Source organism: Bifidobacterium sp. ESL0819 (genome assembly GCF_052606245.1).
In genome coordinates, this window is sequence record NZ_CP199587.1 from 406,633 (window position 1) to 423,909 (window position 17,277).

Below are 17,277 nucleotides of genomic sequence, written 5' to 3' on the forward strand. Positions count from 1 at the left end.
CCTCCTAAGCGAACGTCTTTTCAATCCACTCCATGTCTTCTTCTGTTATGAATGTCTGAGTGGAGAGATCAGCCATGTATGGGATGAACTTCTTTTGACTCTCAGGCGGATCGACCTCGAGCATTTCGAAATACTTGCTGATACTCTCATCGGTGATGATTTCATCGGATGAGAGTCTGGCGTTTTTCCAAGGATCTTGCTCATGACTCATTTTTTCGAGCATGTCGCCTAGCGCATTATCATTAACATCGTCGACGCAGTCCAGAACCCTATCAATTCGGCACTTCTGAATAACACTGAGCTCAGTGTCCTCAGTCGCCTTTTCTTTGGGTGTCGGAATATGCCAGGACTTGATATATCGCTTACCGCGACAATACGGCCATATGCTGTCAACAACCGGGCCATGAGACCATGCGCTGACAACGTCATCGAAAAGTGGATCATCTGCCGCCGCAAGCGACCAACCCTTGCAAAGGTACATCAACTTTTGCAAAGCGTAAGTAGTAGTAGAATGCCCTCTTTCCTCACGCTTCGCTAAAATATAGCGTGCAACGCTACGAGCATCAACCATGGCAGAACACCTCCTCTTGACGATCACAAATTATGCGGACAAATACTATTCGTTCGTACCGCGGAATCACCCTCAACAGTCAAACGGATGCATTTGAGTTGAACACCGGCACAATCGCTGGTATTAACTTAACATACATTGCTGTGGATAACTAGATTTTGCTGTGGACAACCATGTGCATAAATGAAACTTTCACAAACCCGTTAAGCTGCAATCCAAATCCCACAATCAGATCATGCAACCTTCTATAGTGCCATATTTTCTACTAGAACTCCTCAATCATCGGCCCGCTTCGGCGGGGCTTTTTCTATGCTCCGGGAGTGTCGGAATAATCGGATGCAATTTAGTATACATTTAGTATACATTTTGAGACCTGCGGGCCTTGGCCCGAATAAAGGAAAAGCCCTACAGCCTTTGCGGCTGTAGGGCTTTGACTCTGTGCCCCCACGGGGGCTCGAACCCCGGACACGCTGATTAAGAGTCAGCTGCTCTAGCCAACTGAGCTATAGGGGCAGGGCACTTTCCAGAGCCATGTAGATACTATACACGGTTTCGACAGACCTGCAACACGGCGCGTCACAGGCCTACCGAATCCTGCCGTTGCTGGCTCAAACGATCTTGGGCATAGGTGTTGTCAGTGAGGTGGTCAGGTTCACCTGCAGAAGACCGGCCCCCGTATGGGCTTCGACCTTCTTCAGGGTGACTGTGCGTTTGTCCTCATCTGCCCGGTCATCGTCGGTCATAGTAGCCGGCGATTTGACCGCCACCACCGTCAGATCCTCGATGGGGATGCCTGCCTTGTTGCACAGCTCGGAGGCCGCCTGGAGACTGTCCTGGAAGCCCTCACGCTCAATAACGCGATCGGCCGGCACCCCGTAGGCGCTCCGGGCGATCCACCGAATTCGATCCGGCACGGACATGCCATGCAGGCTGGCTGTATCCGCCCGGGCGTTCGTGGGCTCCTGCAGGGCCTTGATCAGATCGTCCAGCTGAGGCTCAAGGGCCTTGCCCCCGTCACGGAAGAGATTGCCCGCAATGGGCTTGCGGAAGCCCAGACCGTCGGCGGTCTGTCGCAGGGAATCCACCTGGTCGTCCTCGCCCTCCCAGAGGTTGATCAGCGGGAAGGTGGAGATGCCCAGTCCCTCCAGACGGTGCACGTGGAAGGGATAGCGCCAGCTCAGCTTGGGATCGTCCTGCCATGTGGTGGCACGGGTGACGACCACGGCGGCGGCCGGCCACTGGGCGCCGTACTCACGGGCGGCGATGTCCAGCCACTTCTGGGCACCGGCATCAGCTCCATAGCCCGCCTCGACGACGACCACGTCGTGCCGGGCGCAGGCCATCTGCACGGACACCAGGCTGGGAATGCCGATAGAGACGTTGGCGAACGGTCCGCCATGCACATAGACTGGAGAACCCTCCAGAGTCTGAGTGAAGGCGGGTTTGACCGCGTCGGTCAGAATTCCGGTGATCCGCCACAGATCCACAAACTGCCCGAAGGTGACCGGAGAACCATCCAGGGTCCCCGCGACCATGGCAGCCACGCGCTGTTCGATCTCCTCCATGCTCCGGGAGAGCACCACAATCTGCATGAGCTCACAGGTGGGCGTCAGCACGGTCCGCTCAGGCAGGTCGCCCTTGCCGCGATCCACCGTGATCTGCCTCAGGGACCGGGAGGGGACCTCACTGACCCTGGGCACCAGAACAGTGTCCAACCGACCCTCGTCCACAGCCTTCTCCGCAAAGGAGACCAGCAGGTTCTGGGCGGATTCGATGGCCGCCATCTCCCCGCACAGACCCCAGTCCACCAGCTCAGGATGCGTCAGGGAGGACTTGCCGCCACCGGAGGCGCCGCCTTTGGACCCGGCTGCGGTAATGCCCATGCTGGGTTGGCGCAGGACAGCCGCGGCATCCACTCCCCGGGCGCGCAGGGCATCGATCAGGGCAATGGTGGTTGTTGTCTTGCCCTCGCCCCGCGAGGCCTTGAGCGGCGTGTCTGCGGTGACCAGCAGCACCCGTCCATGCTTGCGCGGCATGTCCGGATGCTCCCGCAAGTCCTTCAGGTAGCCAAAGGCGTCGATCTTGCCAAACAGGCCGTATGGCCTGACATAATCGTCGAAGTCGGTCATGGGGCTCTCCTTCTTTGTGGTCCTTGTCGATTCAGATGGCTCAGTTGTCTGACAGGTGGTATCCGTTGCGCATGCCCATGCTGACCGTATAAAGCACCTGGCCCAGCAGGTCATCGGTCTCCTTGCGCAGACGGTCGGCCATGTCCTGGTTTGCAGCCTCCAGAACCTGGCGGACCTTAGGGTTGTCCGTGCCCTTATCGGCGCCCTCCAGCCTGGTCACCTGTTCGTCAGCAGCGGCGATCAGACGATGGCCCTCGCCTCCAACGCTCTGCTGGTAGCGTTCGACTGCAGATGAAGTGCCGGCGAAGGCCGAGTCGCACAGTGCAGCAATCAGCCGGTCGGACCAATAGAGGCTGTCGGTGGAGACACGATCCGTAGCGTTAGCGAGATAATCAGGCGTACGTTCCACATTGGCATAGAAGGGAACCAGGGCGTTGAAAGCGTTGGACCCGTAGGACATCCACTGGATGGCCCGGCAGGATTCAGGCCGGTAGGGGCGCAGCTGGATCAGGGCCAGCTGGTCGTTGCGATTGATGCCAATGGGCCGGTAGAGCCCCTTGGTGTGCTCGTCGCCGGTCCGCCCATAAGGATCATATGGCGTGCCCTGATAGTGGGAGCTGAGCAAGTATTTGACATCCTCCACCGTGATCAGACGCTCGGGCTGGCGGCACCAGGGGATGTTGTCGCTGGTGGGAGCATGATCAGCATCCGGCCCGTCCCAGATCTCGTCATAGGGATTGAGGAAACGCTGCATGTACCAGGCGCGAGGCGTGTTGTACACATGGTCTGAATCGCTATGGGAACCAAAGGCATCACGGGGATTGAAGGGCGAGGCCGACTCCACAGCCAGATCCAGATGGTTGTCAGCAATGAACTCCCGCAGGTCGGCTGAGCAGAGGTGGTCGGTTTGATCCCCGAAAGCATCGTCCAGATCGAACTCGTCGATGCCCAGCTGATTGGGCATGGTCACATAGGAGTCATCGGGCACACGCTTGGCTATCCAATGGTGGCCGCCCACGGTCTCCATCCACCAGATCTCGTCCACGTCGCTGAAGGCGATGCCGTTCATCTCATAGGTGCCGTAACGCTCCAGCAGGGAGCCCAACCGCTGGACGCCATCCCGTGCCGAGTGGATATAAGGCAGGACGATGGTGACCAGATCCTCCTCGCCGATGCCTCCGGGCACCTCGGCCAGGTAGCCCTCATCGCCGGGATGGCCCTGGGCAGGGGTGAGCTCCACCAGCGGATCGGCACCCAGAACACGCTCGTTGGTAGTGATGGTCTCGGTGGCTGACATGGCCACGTTGTCGCTGTTGACGCCCGCTTCGGCCCAGAGCCCCTGATCAAGCACGGCGTTGGGCACCGAGGTGTAACGCATGGGATCCTTGGGCAGATCCATCTCCAGGTGGCTGATCACGCTGCGGTAGTGCCGAGGCTGCTGGTCGGGAGCGACCAGGACGAAACGCTTGGGACGGAACTCCCCGTTGGCTGAATCCTCATTCCGAGCAATAATGGTGGATCCTTCGTAACTGGCGTGTTTACCTATCAGAAGCGTGGTGCAGGGCATATAAACGTCTTCCTTTTATCTGGTCACGGTCAACTGTCATCACCAGCCTGGAGGTCGGGGAATACCTGTCCGCCCGACTGCGTGTGCAGACAGGGATGACGGCCGTCTGCGCACTTGGGGCATGGCCTCACTCTAGTGCCAGACCGCCCCAATATCAGTCCCAATATCAGGGGATGTGCGCTAAATCAAATTCTCATGCCTCGGCTGGCAGCCAGACCCGAGCCGCAGCCGCCGCAGGCTGAGCGGAATGAATGGCATGGACCAGGGCGTTCAGCCAGAATCCCTCTTCCAAACCAGCAAGAGCCTCCTGCGTGGCCCAGACCGAGAGCACATAGTCATGGGCCTGGTCTGGAGGGGTGGGACCGTTGTAGCGCATGAGCACAGCGGGATCGTCGGCGATCTCCTCCTCCATGACCAGCGGCGAGGCGGCCGAAGTCCGGCCCTGAGGCACGCCAGGAATCAGATTGGGCAGGTTTCTGGAGAAGTCCTCGGGAATGGACAGGACGGAGCCACCGTCCTCATCAGGCTGCAGGGCAGCCAGAGCTTCTACAGGCAGATTGGCCACGGACCAGTGGATCCAAGGGAAGCCGCAGACCGGCACGGAATCAGGATCCACCAACATCCAGTGCAGATATCGGGCCTCCTGGGGCACCCCTTCAAGCCGGAAGGGGAAAGAGACTACAGGACGTCCCTTGCGCGTGAGGGACTGAGGGGCGCGCTTGGCATACCGATCGGGAATGGTGCCGAAATCAGTGTTAATCCTCATGTCTCGATTCTCGCCCGCACAAGCGACGGGGTCAAGTGCATCCGCTAAAGAAGCTTGGCGCAATTAAGCCCAACGCACTGGTTCAAGAGTGCTAGAGCCGCCCGTTTCCTTTCCGCATGAAAGGAAACGGGCGGCTCTATCTTGTATTGGAGAAAGGAATCAGCCGAACCCTTCCTCCTGGCGCCTATAAGACGCGCTTGCGCATGCCTATTCGGCTTTCGCAGCCTCGGCGGCCTTGGTCTTGGCACGAGCGGCCTTGGCGGCTGCACGAGCCTGAGCCTTGGCCTCCTTCTCTTCAGCCTCGACACTGGCGATGAACTCAGCATGCTTGGCGGCAGGCATCCATCCGGTGTTGACCACCTTGACCTGCCAGATCCAGGCCAGGGCGAAGATCACCACAGCCATGACCACCAAGGCCACGGCCCCGACAGGGATGCCCAGCTGGGCCAGCTTGCCGACCACGGTGCCGTACCAGGCAAAGTCCGCATCGCCGAAGGTGGCGTTGGACAGGCCAAAGCTGCCCAGAACCGTCATCAGGATGGCCGGCAGGAAAGTGATCAGGAGACCATTGATGAAGCCGCCGACCACGGCCCCGATGCGGCCGCCGGTCGCATTGCCGAAGACGCCGGCACCGCCGCCATCGAAGAAGTGGGGCACCATGCCCGGCAGGATCAGGGCCAGACCCCAGACGGGCCCGAGCCAGACGGCGATGATGACCAGGGCCACCAGACCGCCGGCGAAGGAGGCCAGGAAGCCGATCAGGGACGCGTTGGCACCGTAGGGGAAGACAATGGGGATATCCAGGGCAGGACGGGCACCGGGGACCACCTTGTTGGCGATGCCCTGGAAGGCGGGCACCAGCTCGCCCAGGATGATGCGAACGCCGTAGAGGATGATGCTCACGCCGATGCCGAACTGCAGAGCCTGAGCGAAGGCGGCCATGAAGAAGGCTCCCCAGTTGGCCGGATGGGAGGGGAAGACGGCGAAGGCGACCTTGGCAGGCTTAAAGGCGGTCCAGACAGCGAAGACCAGGTAGAGGACGACCATGAGCAGGGTGGTGGAAACCATGGAATCACGCAGGAAGCTCAGCCCCTTGGGGAAGTCGATGTCCTCAGTGGATCGCGACTTCTTGCCCACAGCGCTGCCGACTGCGCCTGAGACCACATAGCCCAAGGTGTTGAAGTGGCCGATGGACAGCTTGTCGCTGCCGGTCACCCGGTTCATGTATGGCTGGGCAAAGGCGGGCATGGCCACCATGATCACGCCCATGAGCAGGGAGCCGATCAGCACGATGAGCAGGTTGTTGCCCTTGCCGAACCCAATCGAAAGGACCAGAGCCAGCAGGGTGGACATGAAGACCATATGGTGGCCGGTCAGGAAGACGTACTTGAGCGGGGTGAACCGTGCCAGCAGAATCATGATGATGAAGCTGAGCACGATGATGTAGGCGGAGGCTGCACCGAACTGGCTGGAGGCCTGAGCCACGATAACCTCGTTGGTGGGGACGACCCCGTGGGCGCCAGTGGCCTTGAAGACCAGCTTGCCGAAGGGATCCAAGGCGTTGGTCACCACGGTGGCGCCGGCGCCCAGAATCAGATAGCCCATGGCCGCCTTAAGGGCGCCAGAAATGACCTGGCCCGCGCTCCGTTTCAGAGCGATCAGGCCGATGGCCGCCACGATGCCAATCAGATAGGCGGGCACATTCAGAATCTCCTGGCTGATGAAGTTCAGCACCGCAAGGAAGACATTCATTGTTTGTCCTTACTATTTCTCTCTTGTTCTCAAACTTAAAAGAGCGAGCATTCCATCGGTCTGACGATGAAGGATGCCCGCCGGGCGCATCAGTCGGCGTACTGCTCCAGAATGCCCTTGATCTCGTCCTTGTCCATGAAGTTCTGGACAGTCTCGACCGGGGTGGTGGTCCCCTCCAGCTCGGGCGCCAGCTGGGGCGAAGTCAGCACCAGGTCGTTCATGTTGGCGGTGCCCTTGGCGCTGCCTGCGTCAGAGGTGGTCACAGTCACGTCCATGCCCAGCTCCGATGCCACCTGCTCCACGTTGACCTTGAGCAGAACTGAAGTGCCGATGCCGTTGCCGCATACGCAGAGAATATCCATGAGTTGCTCCTTTGTTCCTTGTTTGCTTCTACTGCTTCTTGTGTTTGCCATGCTGGAATCCGCAAAAGCGGGTCCCGCTCACGATTCGAGAATGGCGCGGACCTCGCCAGGAGTGCCGGCCTTGGCCAGCTGCTCGGTCTTCTTCGTGTCCGTCAGAGCACCGGCGATGGCGGACATCACCTGCAGGTGCTCCTGCTCATCCCGGCCGGCCAGACCGATCACTAGGGAGACCGGATCGTTGGCCTTGTTGCCGAACTCCACGGGCGTGGACAGCCTTACCCAGCTCAGGCCGGTTCCCAGAACCGCCTCGCTGGGCCGGGAATGAGCCAGAGCCAGACCGGGAGCGATAACGATGTAGGGACCCATCTTCTCGACAGTCTCGATCATCTGGTCCGTGTAGGCATCGGTGGTGAACCCCGAGGCCGCCAGCCTGTCGCCCGCCTTGCGGATGGCATCCCGCCAGTCAGTCGCCGGTACATCCAAGGCGAAGGATGTGTCGGGAAGGAAGGCTTGGAAATCCGTCATGTCTGCTCCTTGCTCGTGCTGTTTGACTTGATCGACTGCACCGGATCTGATGGGTCTGCACAAATCCGGTCGCCTGCTCACCACCCCTGGGGATGGTAGAACTCTCCGTCCAGAGCCTTGGCGGCGAGCGCCTTGGCCTCATCCATGGTGTGCTTGGCCAGTTCGGCGCGAACATCATCCAGGGCGACCGGAGTCATGGACAGGCTGGTCACGCCGATTCCAGCCAAAACCACGGCCAGGTCCGGATCGGCAGCAGCCTCGCCGCAGACTCCGACAGGCATGTTATCGGCCTGACCGGCATCAGCGATGAGCTTGATGGCCCTGAGGACGGCAGGATGCCAGGCGGTCTGATAGGAGGCGACCGAACCCAGCGTGCGATCTGCGGCCAGCGTGTACTGGGTCAGATCGTTAGTGCCAATGCTGACGAAATCGGCCACCTTGGCCACCTTGTCGGCCATCAGCGCAATTGAAGGAACTTCGGCCATGACGCCCACGCGCTTGAGCCCCTTGCTCTTGCCCAGACGGACGAAATAGTCAGCCTCATGTTCGTCGGCGACCATTGGCGCCATGACCCATAGGTCAGCATCCGTCTCGGCATCGGCCCGGGCCAGAGCCTCCAGCTGATCCTCCAGGACCCGGCTGTGGACCTTAAGCGTGCGCAGACCGCGCAGCCCCAGGGCCGGATTGGGCTCGTCGGCCTGGGTCAGGAAGGGCAGAGGCTTGTCAGCGCCGGCATCCAGCAGACGAATGACCACCTTGCGACCGGGGAAGCGTTCAAGGAGAGCCTGGTAGGCCTTGGCCTGCTCCTCGACGCCGGGTGCCTGCTCGTTGCCCAGGAAGAGGAACTCCGAACGGAAGAGTCCAACACCTTCGGCTCCATACTCCAAGGCCGGATCGGCATCCGCAGGCTTGCCGACATTGGCCAGGAGGGGAATCCTGGTTCCGTCCTTGAGCTGGCCTGGGCGGCCTCGCAAGGCCTTGGCCTGATCCGCTTCGCGACGGGCCTGCTCAGCTTTTTCAATCTGTTCCTGGGTGGGTTCAGCCGTCACCTTGCCGGCAGCGGCATCGACGATGACCGTCTGTCCGTCGGACAGCCCTGCCGCGTCCAGAGCGCCTACGACAGCGACGATCCCCCTGGACCGGGCCAGAATGGCGGTATGGCTGGTTGGGCCGCCCTCAATGGTGACAATGGCCAGAACCTTGGTCATGTCCAAGCTGGAGGTGTCGGCCGGAGACAGGTCAGGGGCGACCAGAACGAATGGCTTGTCGCTTTCCGGCACGCCCGGTGCCGGGACACCGAGCAGATGGGCGATGACACGCTGCCCAACATCATGCAGATCGTTGGCCCGCTCCCCCATGTATCCGCCGATGGCCTGGAGCTTTTCCTCAAAGTCGGCAAAGGCCTCATAGACGGATCGCTCGGCGGTCTTGCCACCGTCCAGCAGGGATCGGATCGAGGTCTTCAGGGCCGGGTCCTGAGCCATCTGAGCCAGGGCGGTCAGAATCGGAGCAGCATCCTTGGCCCCCTGCCCATCCTGGGCGGCCTTGGCGCGCGCAAGCAGGTCCTTGTTGACAGATGCCAGAGCGGATTCGACCCTGCTGAATTCAGCATCCGCCGTCAGGTTGTCAGGCCTCGCCTCATCGCCGGGCACGTCCAGTCCGGCCGCCATATGGATAACCGGACCAACGGCAACGCCGCGGCCAATGCCCACGCCTTGGATCTCCATGTCGCACTCCTTAGTGCCTGGCCACTGCACGAGAGCCGCCCTGAGGCAAACTGAACAACGGCAGTGGAAACGTTCTTCATGCAACGATGTTCAGTATACACATATTCATTCGTTTTTCAACGGTAATCGTTTTCTGTAATTCCTCTTTTGCAGTGGTAAGATAACCAGCGTATCCACCACCAGACTTGCCGGTGCGACAGGACCGGCCATATATTCAGGAGAGATGATCACCATGGCAACAGCACAACGTTCCACTGTCATCACCGACCCGGTGGGCATTCATGCCAGGCCCGCTTCGGAATTCTCGCAGGCCGCCGCCTCCAGCGGATGCAAGGTTACCATAGCCAAGGGCGACGGCAATCCTGTAGACGCCGGCAGCATTCTGATGGTCATGAGCCTGGGAATCGCCAAGGGCGACAAGGTCACCGTGACCGTCGAGGGCGACGAGGCCGAGACCGTGGCGGACTCCCTGGTCACCAAGCTGACCCAGGCCGAATAACTCCGTCACCAGAGGCAGCCGACATCAGCGGAAAGGATCTTCGAGGGAGCCAATGGGACAGACAGCGGACAACAAGCCTTCCATTGCCAACGTCGCAGCCCTGGCCGGAGTTTCGACGGCGACTGTGTCCCGTGTCCTTTCCGGTCATAGGCGCAAGAACGATGACATCAGTCGCAGGGTTAGAGCTGCGGCTGAGAAGCTTAATTACTCAGCTAACTTCGCTGCTAGCGCGCTCCGCTCGGATCGCAGCAGAACCATGGGGCTGATCCTATGCGGGGTCCCCACGGGCATGGCAGGGTCCATCCTGGATATGCTCAGCAGGAGACTGACCGAGCAGGGGCGCTATCTGCTGGTCATATCTGCCAGGGACGACCAACAGCGCGAAGCTGCCATCAGGTCCATGGCGGCCCGGCAGGTCGAAGGAATCATCGTCGTCCCTTCGCCGGATGACGACCCGGATGGCATGCCTGCCGATCTGCCATCCGGGCTGCCCATCGTCCAGGTCGGGGGCAGACCGCTCTCCTACCACACCAGCTGGGTCGGCATGGACCAGGCGGCCTCAATGCGGCTCATCATCGCCCACCTGGCCGAGCAGAACGCACACGCAGTGGCCTATCTGAGCCGTGAGTTGGACACCAGCGCGGCCACCGAGCTCTTCACGACTTTCTCCACCTTGACCAACACCCTGGGCATGACGCCTCAGCCGGACTGGGTCCAGTTCGGTCCCTGCAGCATGCGCCGCGGTTACGATGCCGTCATGACCATGCTCACTGAGGGAAACGACCATCCCGACGCCATCATCTGCGGGGACGACTCGTTGGCTCTGGGCGCTCTGATGGCCTGCAGCCAACTGGGCTTCCAGGTTCCCGACCAGGTTAAGGTGGCCGCCTTCGTGGACAGCCCGGCCTGCCAGATCAGCAGCCCGACCTTGACTGCAGTCAAGACCCCCATAGAAAGCATTGTCCAAGAGGTGCTGCGGCTGGTCGATGCCAAGGGACAGTCCATTCTCCCCTCCCATGTGGCTCTACCACCGGCGCTGGAGTGCAGGGAATCGACCTGGTCGCCAAGGATCGGCAGCAGTGATATGACCTTGCCGGGCACTTTTGCCTGATGAACCCTTGGTTTGGGCTTAGACCAGCAGGGTGCAGAAGAGGGCTTCGAAGACGAGGAGCGGCGAGCCGTTGGCGGCCAGCCTCCTGCGAGCTCGGGCAATCAGCTGAATGCGGTCGATGGCCCCCTGCCTGGAAAGCCTGACGGACAGATCGGCAATTGCTGCTCGATTCTCCAAATTGACCAAGCCAGCCTCCTCCTCGGCGCCGTTCTGCAGGACACCCACATCCCGGTAGACGCTGGCCAGAGTGCTCAAGTTGCGGTCCAGCACATCCCGGGTCAATCTGGTGACCCGTCGGCGAACCTGATCCTTGCCGCCCAAGGCATGATAGGCCCCACGAAGCTGACGGGGAATGCGTTCCTTGTCCTTAAGCCCATTGATCTGCCGAAACTCCCGCTCGTCCCTGGACACCTCATCGTCCACGGTGGCAGTAGCCTGATCCCGGGCCGCATCGACCACCCGACCAGCCAGAACAACGGCATCCGAAGCGCGCCGCAGGCCCAGCAGGCCCACCACCAGCTCATCACGGTCGGCCAGGACCTGATCCCTTGTGGCGTAGAGACGGGCGATGCCGATGTGCCCCTGGGCCAGACGGGCGGCCTTGGCGGCCAAGGACCGGTCCACCCCCACCTGATCAGTCAGAAAATCGGCCACTGCAGTGTTGGAAGGCACCGCCAGGTTGAGCACCCTGGTCCGTGAACGAATGGTGGGCAGCACGTCCTGGGCGCTGGGTGCGCACAGAAGCCAGATGGTATGCTCGGCGGGCTCCTCGATCTCCTTGAGCAGCACATTGGTAGTCCGCTCCAGCATTCGATCCACGTCTTCGATGATGATGACCCGCCAGCGCGAAGTTGATGGCATCTGCTCCGAGGTCATGATCAGCTCCCTGACCTCGTCGATGCCGATGGTGACCTTGTTGGTGGACAGTATGGTCACATCCGGATGGGTCCCGGCCAGTACCTGCTGGGTAACGCGGGTAGGCTGATCGCTCAATCCCTGGTCAGGGCTGATCAGGGCAGCTGCGAACGCCCGGGCCAGATTGGATCGCCCTGATCCAGGAGGACCGCAGATCAGCCAGGATTGCGCCACCTCGTCATGGCCCTGGGCCTGAGCGGCCACCGTCCGCTTGAGCAGATCAACCGTGGGCTGCTGACCCACGATGGCATCCCAGACACTCATCGCGTTTTCCGCAGGAGCCGGGACCGGAGCAGCCAGCGAGCGCGGGAACCCAGAGGAGCCGAATCATCATCAGCAGCACCGCCAACTGATCCTGCGTCCATGGGCTGACCGTACTGGTCGCCATCAGGCTGATCCTGCAAGTCGGCATCAGCCTCCGGTGCCTGGGACGTACCAGCGTCCTCAGTCCAGTCCGATTCGGCAAACGAATCATCGTCCTCATATTCTGCAGCCGATTCATCCTCGACGGCATCGTCCTGACCATCAGCGCCAGCGCCATCATTCTCATCATCAACATCAGAGAGTTCATCGTCGGCCTGCGGCAGATCCGGCTCGCGGCCTTCGACCAACTTATCCAGATCGTCTTGGATGATCTGCCAGACCTGGTCGATGGACTGAGTGGCGTCGATAACCAGGAACCGGTCGGGCTCCCTCTGAGCCAGCTGCAGAAATGCCTGACGCACATGCTGCTGAAAGTCGTCGCCAGCCGACTCCAGCCTATCGGGCTCATGATCCAGACGCAGCTTGGACTGGTCTGGATCTGCATCCAGCAGGTAGGTGCGCTTGGGCAGAAGGCCCTGACTGGCCCACAGACTCAGCCGACGGATCACATCCGCCGACAGATCACGGCCTCCGGCCTGATAGGCCACTGAGGAATCCAAGTAGCGATCGCAAAGCACAATGTCTCCTCGATCCAGAGCCGGACGCACAACCTGAGCCACATGCTCGGCCCGATCCGCCGCATAGAGCAGGGCTTCGGTCCTGGGGGCCAGGTCGTCGGAGGCATCAACCACATCAGTGCCCCCGGTCACGGCAACCGACGGAAAGGCGGCCAGACCGTGCAGAACGAGTTCCCGAATGGTCAACCCGACAGGGGTGCCGCCTGGCTCGCGGGTGACCAGGGATCGCAGACCGCACTCCTGCAGATAGTTGTGTGCTCGTTGAACCTGGGTGGTTTTGCCTGCCCCGTCCATGCCTTCGAAGGAAATGAACAAACCGTCGCTCATGCCTGATTCTCCGTAGTCTTGACAGTCTTGGTGGACTTGGCCTTCTGTGTGGCCTTGCGGGTGCGAGCAGACGACTTGGCGGCTGTAGATTTGCCGGACATCGATTTCCGCGTTGCTGACTTTCGTGCTGTCGACTTGCGGGTGGTCGACTTGCGGGTGGTCGACTTGCGGGTGGTCCTGCCACGCCGCTTAGCTGGTCCTGCCGCGCGCTTCTCCGCCAGCAGGCGGAAGGCCACCTCTGGTTCAATGGACTGGGCCGTGTACTGCTTGGGCAGGGTCCTGTTGGTCTGCCCGTCGGTGATGTAGACACCGTAGAACCCGTCCTTGATGGTGACGGGTTTGCCACTGTCAGGATCTGTACCTAGCTCACGAAGAGGAGGCTTGGCCGTACCCCGGGAACGCCGTCCATACTTGGGCTGGTCAAAGAGGGTCTTAGCCCCCGCCTGATCGATGGTGAAGATCTGTCCCTCGTCGGTCAGCGAACGCGTCTCGGTGCCGCCGTCAGCCTTAGTGGCCGTCAGGTAGGGGCCATAACGACCGTTGCTGGCTGTGACTGTGGCCTGGCTAGTTTCTCCTGTTTTTGCATCGGTCAGTTCGATGCTGCCCACCGTCCTAGGCAGGCTGAGCAGCTTCAGAGCATCCTCCAGGGTAACCGTGTCTGGATCCATGGTCTTGAAGAGCGAAGCCATCTTGGGCTTAGAACCAGTCTGCTTGGCTGTCCGTGCAGTCTTGCCAGTCGTCTTTTTCTGCTCAGCCGCTTCCTCTTCGGGGCTGATCAGGGCCACATAGGGCCCGAATCGGCCCTTGCGCACTTCGACCCGACCGCCGGTCTTCGGATCCTTGCCCAATTGTCGAGGACCGCCGGCATTGGCAGCGATCAGCTCATGGCCTGCCGCTACAGTCAGCTCGTCCGGAGCCATGGTTGGCGGCAACGAGGCCCGCTTGGGGTTGCCGTCGGCATCCAGGTCGGCTGTATCCTCCAGATAGGGACCGTATCGTCCGACCCTCACCTGCAGGCCATCGCCGATCTCGATGGTGTTGATCCTGCGGGCGTCGATGTCCCCCAACTGGGCCACCTGCTCCTGCAGACCCTGATGCGCCTGGTCTGCGTTCTGAGCAGCGCCCGGGCCTGAGCCAAAGTAGAACCGGGTAAGCCAATCCTTGCCTCGCTCCTTGCCATGAGCGATCATATCCAGGCCATTCTCCATCTGCGCCGTGAACTGGTAATCCACGTACTGAGGGAAATTGGTCTCCAACAATCTGACTACCGAAAAGGCCAGCCAGGAGGGGATCAGGGCACGGCCGCGCTCGTAGACGTACCCACGGTCGATGATGGTCGAAATAATGCTGGCATAAGTGGACGGCCTGCCGATCTCCTTGGCCTCCAGGGTCTTGACCAGGGAGGCCTCAGTGTAGCGTGCTGGCGGCTGGGTTTCATGTCCCTCAGGCTCTACGGCGGCGGCGCGAAGCACATCCCCCTTCTGGACCGGAGGCAGGCATGAATCCTCATCGGTCTGTTCTGAGCCCGAACCCACAGCTTTAAGGAAGCCCGGGAACTGGATGACAGTGCCTGAGGCCTGGAAGAGGGCTGCACCCTCCTCTCCGGCCTGTGCCGACAGACGGACGGTGGCTGTGGACCCGGTGGCGTCAGCCATCTGCGAAGCCAGGGTGCGCCGCCAGATCAGGGTATAGAGCTTGAGCTGGTCAGGGGCCAGACGGTCGGCCAGCTCCTGGGGCCTGTGGAATGTGGAACCAGCGGGCCGGATGCACTCATGAGCCTCCTGGGCGCCGGCAGTCTTGGTCACATACTGCTTGGACTCTGCCGAAAGATATTCGGCCCCATATTCACGCTCGACCCCTTTCCGGGCAGCGGCAATGGCCTCCTGGGAGAGGGTGACCGAATCCGTACGCATATAGGTGATGAACCCATTCTCATAGAGTCCTTGGGCGGCGCGCATGGTGGCCCGGGAGCTCATACCCAGCCGGTTGCCTGCCGTCTGCTGCAGAGTAGACGTAGTGAAGGGGGGCTGAGGACGCCGCCGATAAGGCTTGGTCTCCATACCCGTCACCGTGAAGTCCTGCTCCTTCAGCGCCTCAGCCAGGCTTCGAGCAAACTGCTCATCCAGCTGCAGGACCTGCTCCTTGGCGGCCGCTTCAGTCAACCGGCCCTTGGAGGTAAAATCCTTGGAGACCGCCAGCCGCCGCCCGCCCAGGCTGATCATGCGCGCCTGAAAACCGCCTGACGATGTCGATTTCCCGCCATCCTCCTGCACCAGATGCGCCAGCAGATCCCAATAGGAGGCCTTGACGAAGGCCATGCGCTCACGCTCACGCTCCACAATCAACCGAGTCGCTACAGACTGGACCCGCCCGGCACTCAGACCAGGGCCCACCTTGCGCCAGAGCACCGGGGAAAGCTCATAGCCATAGAGCCGATCCAGAACTCTGCGGGTCTCCTGGGCATCAACCATGTGGGCATCCACGTCCCTGGTGTGCTTGAGCGAATTCTTGATGGCCTCTGGAGTGATCTCATGAAAGACCATGCGCTTTACCGGCACCTTGGGTTTGAGGGTCTGGACCAGATGCCAGGCGATGGCCTCCCCTTCTCGATCCTCATCAGTGGCCAGGTAGAGTTCGTCGGCGTTCTTCAGCGCTTTCTTGAGCTCGGATACCGTGTGCTTCTTCTTATCATCCACGATATAATAGGGCTTAAAGCCATCGTTCACGTCTACGCCGAACTTGCCATAGGCCTTCTTTTGGGAGGCCGGGATCTGCGATGGCTGGGCCAGATCGCGAATATGGCCCACCGAGGCCATGACCGTGTAGCCCTTGCCCAGGTACCCGCCGATCTTCTTTGCCTTGGTTGGCGACTCAACAATGACGAGCTTATTGCCGGATGCCATGGCCTCTCCTTATATTGTGGTCTTTCGCACGCCATCTTACTCACGAGGTTCCGTAACCGTGCAAATCAGGGGGTCATGTGCACGTGTGTGTATCCCTGGGCCCGGTGGTGGATGAATCAGAGATATTCAGTACGCCCAGAGACCGACCTCAGTTATTTTGGGGCGGGGCCGGGGGGCGGCCGACAAGGCCCATCCTGGTCAGAGGCGAGGCCGTGATCTGCCTCATCGCCAGAACCAGACCCAACGTCACGGACAGAACCGCGGCCATCAGTATGACAGCCGAGCAGTGAACCCCATAGGCGGTCCATCGGGCGCCGATCTCCAGACCAGGACTGACCTGCCAGATGACATAGCAGGCGTAAAGAATCCCAAGAAATCCTGCTGCCAACATCAGAGTGGAGACAATCTGAATCGAAGCAGAGGACATTCGAGTCCCAGGGGCATCCATCCCGGTTCCTCGAGTGGCAGCCAGAGCGATAAGACAGAGACCGGCCGGAATAAGAATGCCCATGACCACGTCTGAGGGACGGTGCCAGCCCCCCTGCACCAGCGAGCAGCCCACCGACAGGTCAAAGGCGAACCCTACCAAGGCGACTAAGGCTCTCCAAACGCGCGGCACCACACACAACAGGACCAGGACTACCGCCAGAGCGAGGATGGTATGCCCGGATGGTGCTGAATTGGCTGTGGAGGCCTGAGTACGGATCAGCACAGGGCGAGGCAGGAAGCGCTTAAGGATACGCGCCGCCCCGTAGACCACCAAAGCATAAACAGCAACCTGCCCGAGCAGCCACCACCGGCGGTGCACTAGAACAACCGCCAGGGCTGAAAGACCCAGCACCACGCATATCGCTGCAGTCACATAAGGAATGGTGAACAGTCCCAGGTACGCCTTGGCCAAGGGCGCCTGGTCAAGAAAACCTCGAAAGTTAGTTAGGGCCATGTCGTCATAGGTCTGCCCTGACACAGTCCACACGGCCGCCCACCAGACCAATGCCGCCAGACCCAGACAGGCCAGGCCGGTGACCAGGCACAGAACCACGGCTGAAATCCGGGGGCGAGACGTCAAAGGATCCCGGTCAACATGACTCTTGCTCGCTTTGGTCTGCTCATTCGGGTCCCGGTACCAGGCCTGCTGTGCTTTGCCCTGCTTGTGCTTTTTGGTCATACCTCAAGACTCTA

At 60.7% G+C, this 17,277-nt stretch carries 13 protein-coding genes, 1 tRNA gene and 1 pseudogene; 2 read left to right on the top strand and 13 right to left on the bottom strand.

From position 1 onward, the window contains the following. Positions 1 to 4: 4 nt before the first annotated feature. The 9 genes from ACUIAD_RS02000 to ptsP form a co-directional block, all read right to left on the bottom strand. Entirely contained in the window at positions 5 to 571 is a 567-nt protein-coding gene (locus ACUIAD_RS02000) for a Panacea domain-containing protein (protein ID WP_445343529.1), read from the bottom strand. A 439-nt stretch (positions 572 to 1,010) separates the two neighbouring features. Further along, positions 1,011 to 1,084 (bottom strand) — tRNA-Lys (locus tag ACUIAD_RS02005). Positions 1,085 to 1,179: 95 nt separating this feature from the next. Then, a complete protein-coding gene (locus ACUIAD_RS02010; RefSeq protein ID WP_445343530.1) occupies positions 1,180 to 2,700 on the bottom strand; it encodes a formate--tetrahydrofolate ligase in 1,521 nt (506 codons plus the stop codon). A 40-nt stretch (positions 2,701 to 2,740) separates the two neighbouring features. Continuing rightward, complete coding sequence (locus ACUIAD_RS02015) at positions 2,741 to 4,267, bottom strand: C69 family dipeptidase (RefSeq protein WP_445343531.1); 1,527 nt, start codon at positions 4,265 to 4,267, stop codon at positions 2,741 to 2,743. A gap of 193 nt (positions 4,268 to 4,460) precedes the next feature. Beyond that, positions 4,461 to 5,033, bottom strand: a complete 573-nt coding sequence (locus ACUIAD_RS02020; RefSeq protein ID WP_445343532.1) for a YbhB/YbcL family Raf kinase inhibitor-like protein — start codon at positions 5,031 to 5,033, stop codon at positions 4,461 to 4,463. A gap of 207 nt (positions 5,034 to 5,240) precedes the next feature. Then, a complete protein-coding gene (locus ACUIAD_RS02025; protein ID WP_110452726.1) occupies positions 5,241 to 6,785 on the bottom strand; it encodes a PTS ascorbate transporter subunit IIC in 1,545 nt (514 codons plus the stop codon). 89 nt (positions 6,786 to 6,874) lie between these two features. After that, positions 6,875 to 7,147 carry a PTS sugar transporter subunit IIB gene (locus ACUIAD_RS02030; RefSeq protein ID WP_024626949.1) on the bottom strand — a complete coding sequence of 91 codons (273 nt, stop codon included), beginning with the start codon at positions 7,145 to 7,147 and terminating at the stop codon, positions 6,875 to 6,877. A gap of 78 nt (positions 7,148 to 7,225) precedes the next feature. Next, a complete protein-coding gene (locus ACUIAD_RS02035; RefSeq protein ID WP_110452727.1) occupies positions 7,226 to 7,672 on the bottom strand; it encodes a PTS sugar transporter subunit IIA in 447 nt (148 codons plus the stop codon). Positions 7,673 to 7,749: 77 nt separating this feature from the next. Beyond that, the gene (gene ptsP / locus ACUIAD_RS02040) at positions 7,750 to 9,399 is read right to left on the bottom strand and encodes a phosphoenolpyruvate--protein phosphotransferase (RefSeq protein ID WP_445343533.1); all 1,650 of its coding nucleotides are present in this window, start codon (positions 9,397 to 9,399) and stop codon (positions 7,750 to 7,752) included. Positions 9,400 to 9,631: 232 nt separating this feature from the next. Here ptsP and ACUIAD_RS02045 point away from each other — a divergent pair, with 232 nt between their 5' ends. Both ACUIAD_RS02045 and ACUIAD_RS02050 read left to right on the top strand, forming a co-directional pair. Then, on the top strand, positions 9,632 to 9,898 hold the full coding sequence (locus tag ACUIAD_RS02045; RefSeq protein WP_110452833.1) for an HPr family phosphocarrier protein: 267 nt from the start codon (positions 9,632 to 9,634) through the stop codon (positions 9,896 to 9,898). Positions 9,899 to 9,950: 52 nt separating this feature from the next. Further along, positions 9,951 to 11,009, top strand: coding sequence for a LacI family DNA-binding transcriptional regulator (locus ACUIAD_RS02050; protein ID WP_445343534.1), 1,059 nt, complete (start codon positions 9,951 to 9,953; stop codon positions 11,007 to 11,009). Between the two features lie 18 nt (positions 11,010 to 11,027). Here the strand turns inward: ACUIAD_RS02050 and ACUIAD_RS02055 are convergent, their stop codons facing one another. The 4 genes and pseudogenes from ACUIAD_RS02055 to ACUIAD_RS02070 form a co-directional block, all read right to left on the bottom strand. After that, positions 11,028 to 12,188, bottom strand: coding sequence for a DNA polymerase III subunit delta' (locus ACUIAD_RS02055; RefSeq protein WP_110452730.1), 1,161 nt, complete (start codon positions 12,186 to 12,188; stop codon positions 11,028 to 11,030). A gap of 350 nt (positions 12,189 to 12,538) precedes the next feature. Beyond that, positions 12,539 to 13,192 (bottom strand): annotated as a pseudogene (gene tmk, locus ACUIAD_RS02060) (dTMP kinase); the annotation flags it as partial. After that, positions 13,189 to 16,095: a type I DNA topoisomerase gene (topA, locus tag ACUIAD_RS02065; RefSeq protein WP_445343535.1), complete on the bottom strand. Its 2,907-nt coding sequence runs from the start codon at positions 16,093 to 16,095 to the stop codon at positions 13,189 to 13,191. The gene topA and the pseudogene tmk, both read right to left, overlap by 4 nt. Before the next feature lie 148 nt (positions 16,096 to 16,243). Then, a complete protein-coding gene (locus ACUIAD_RS02070) occupies positions 16,244 to 17,263 on the bottom strand; it encodes a phosphatase PAP2 family protein (protein WP_445343536.1) in 1,020 nt (339 codons plus the stop codon). Between the last annotated feature and the right edge of the window lie 14 nt (positions 17,264 to 17,277).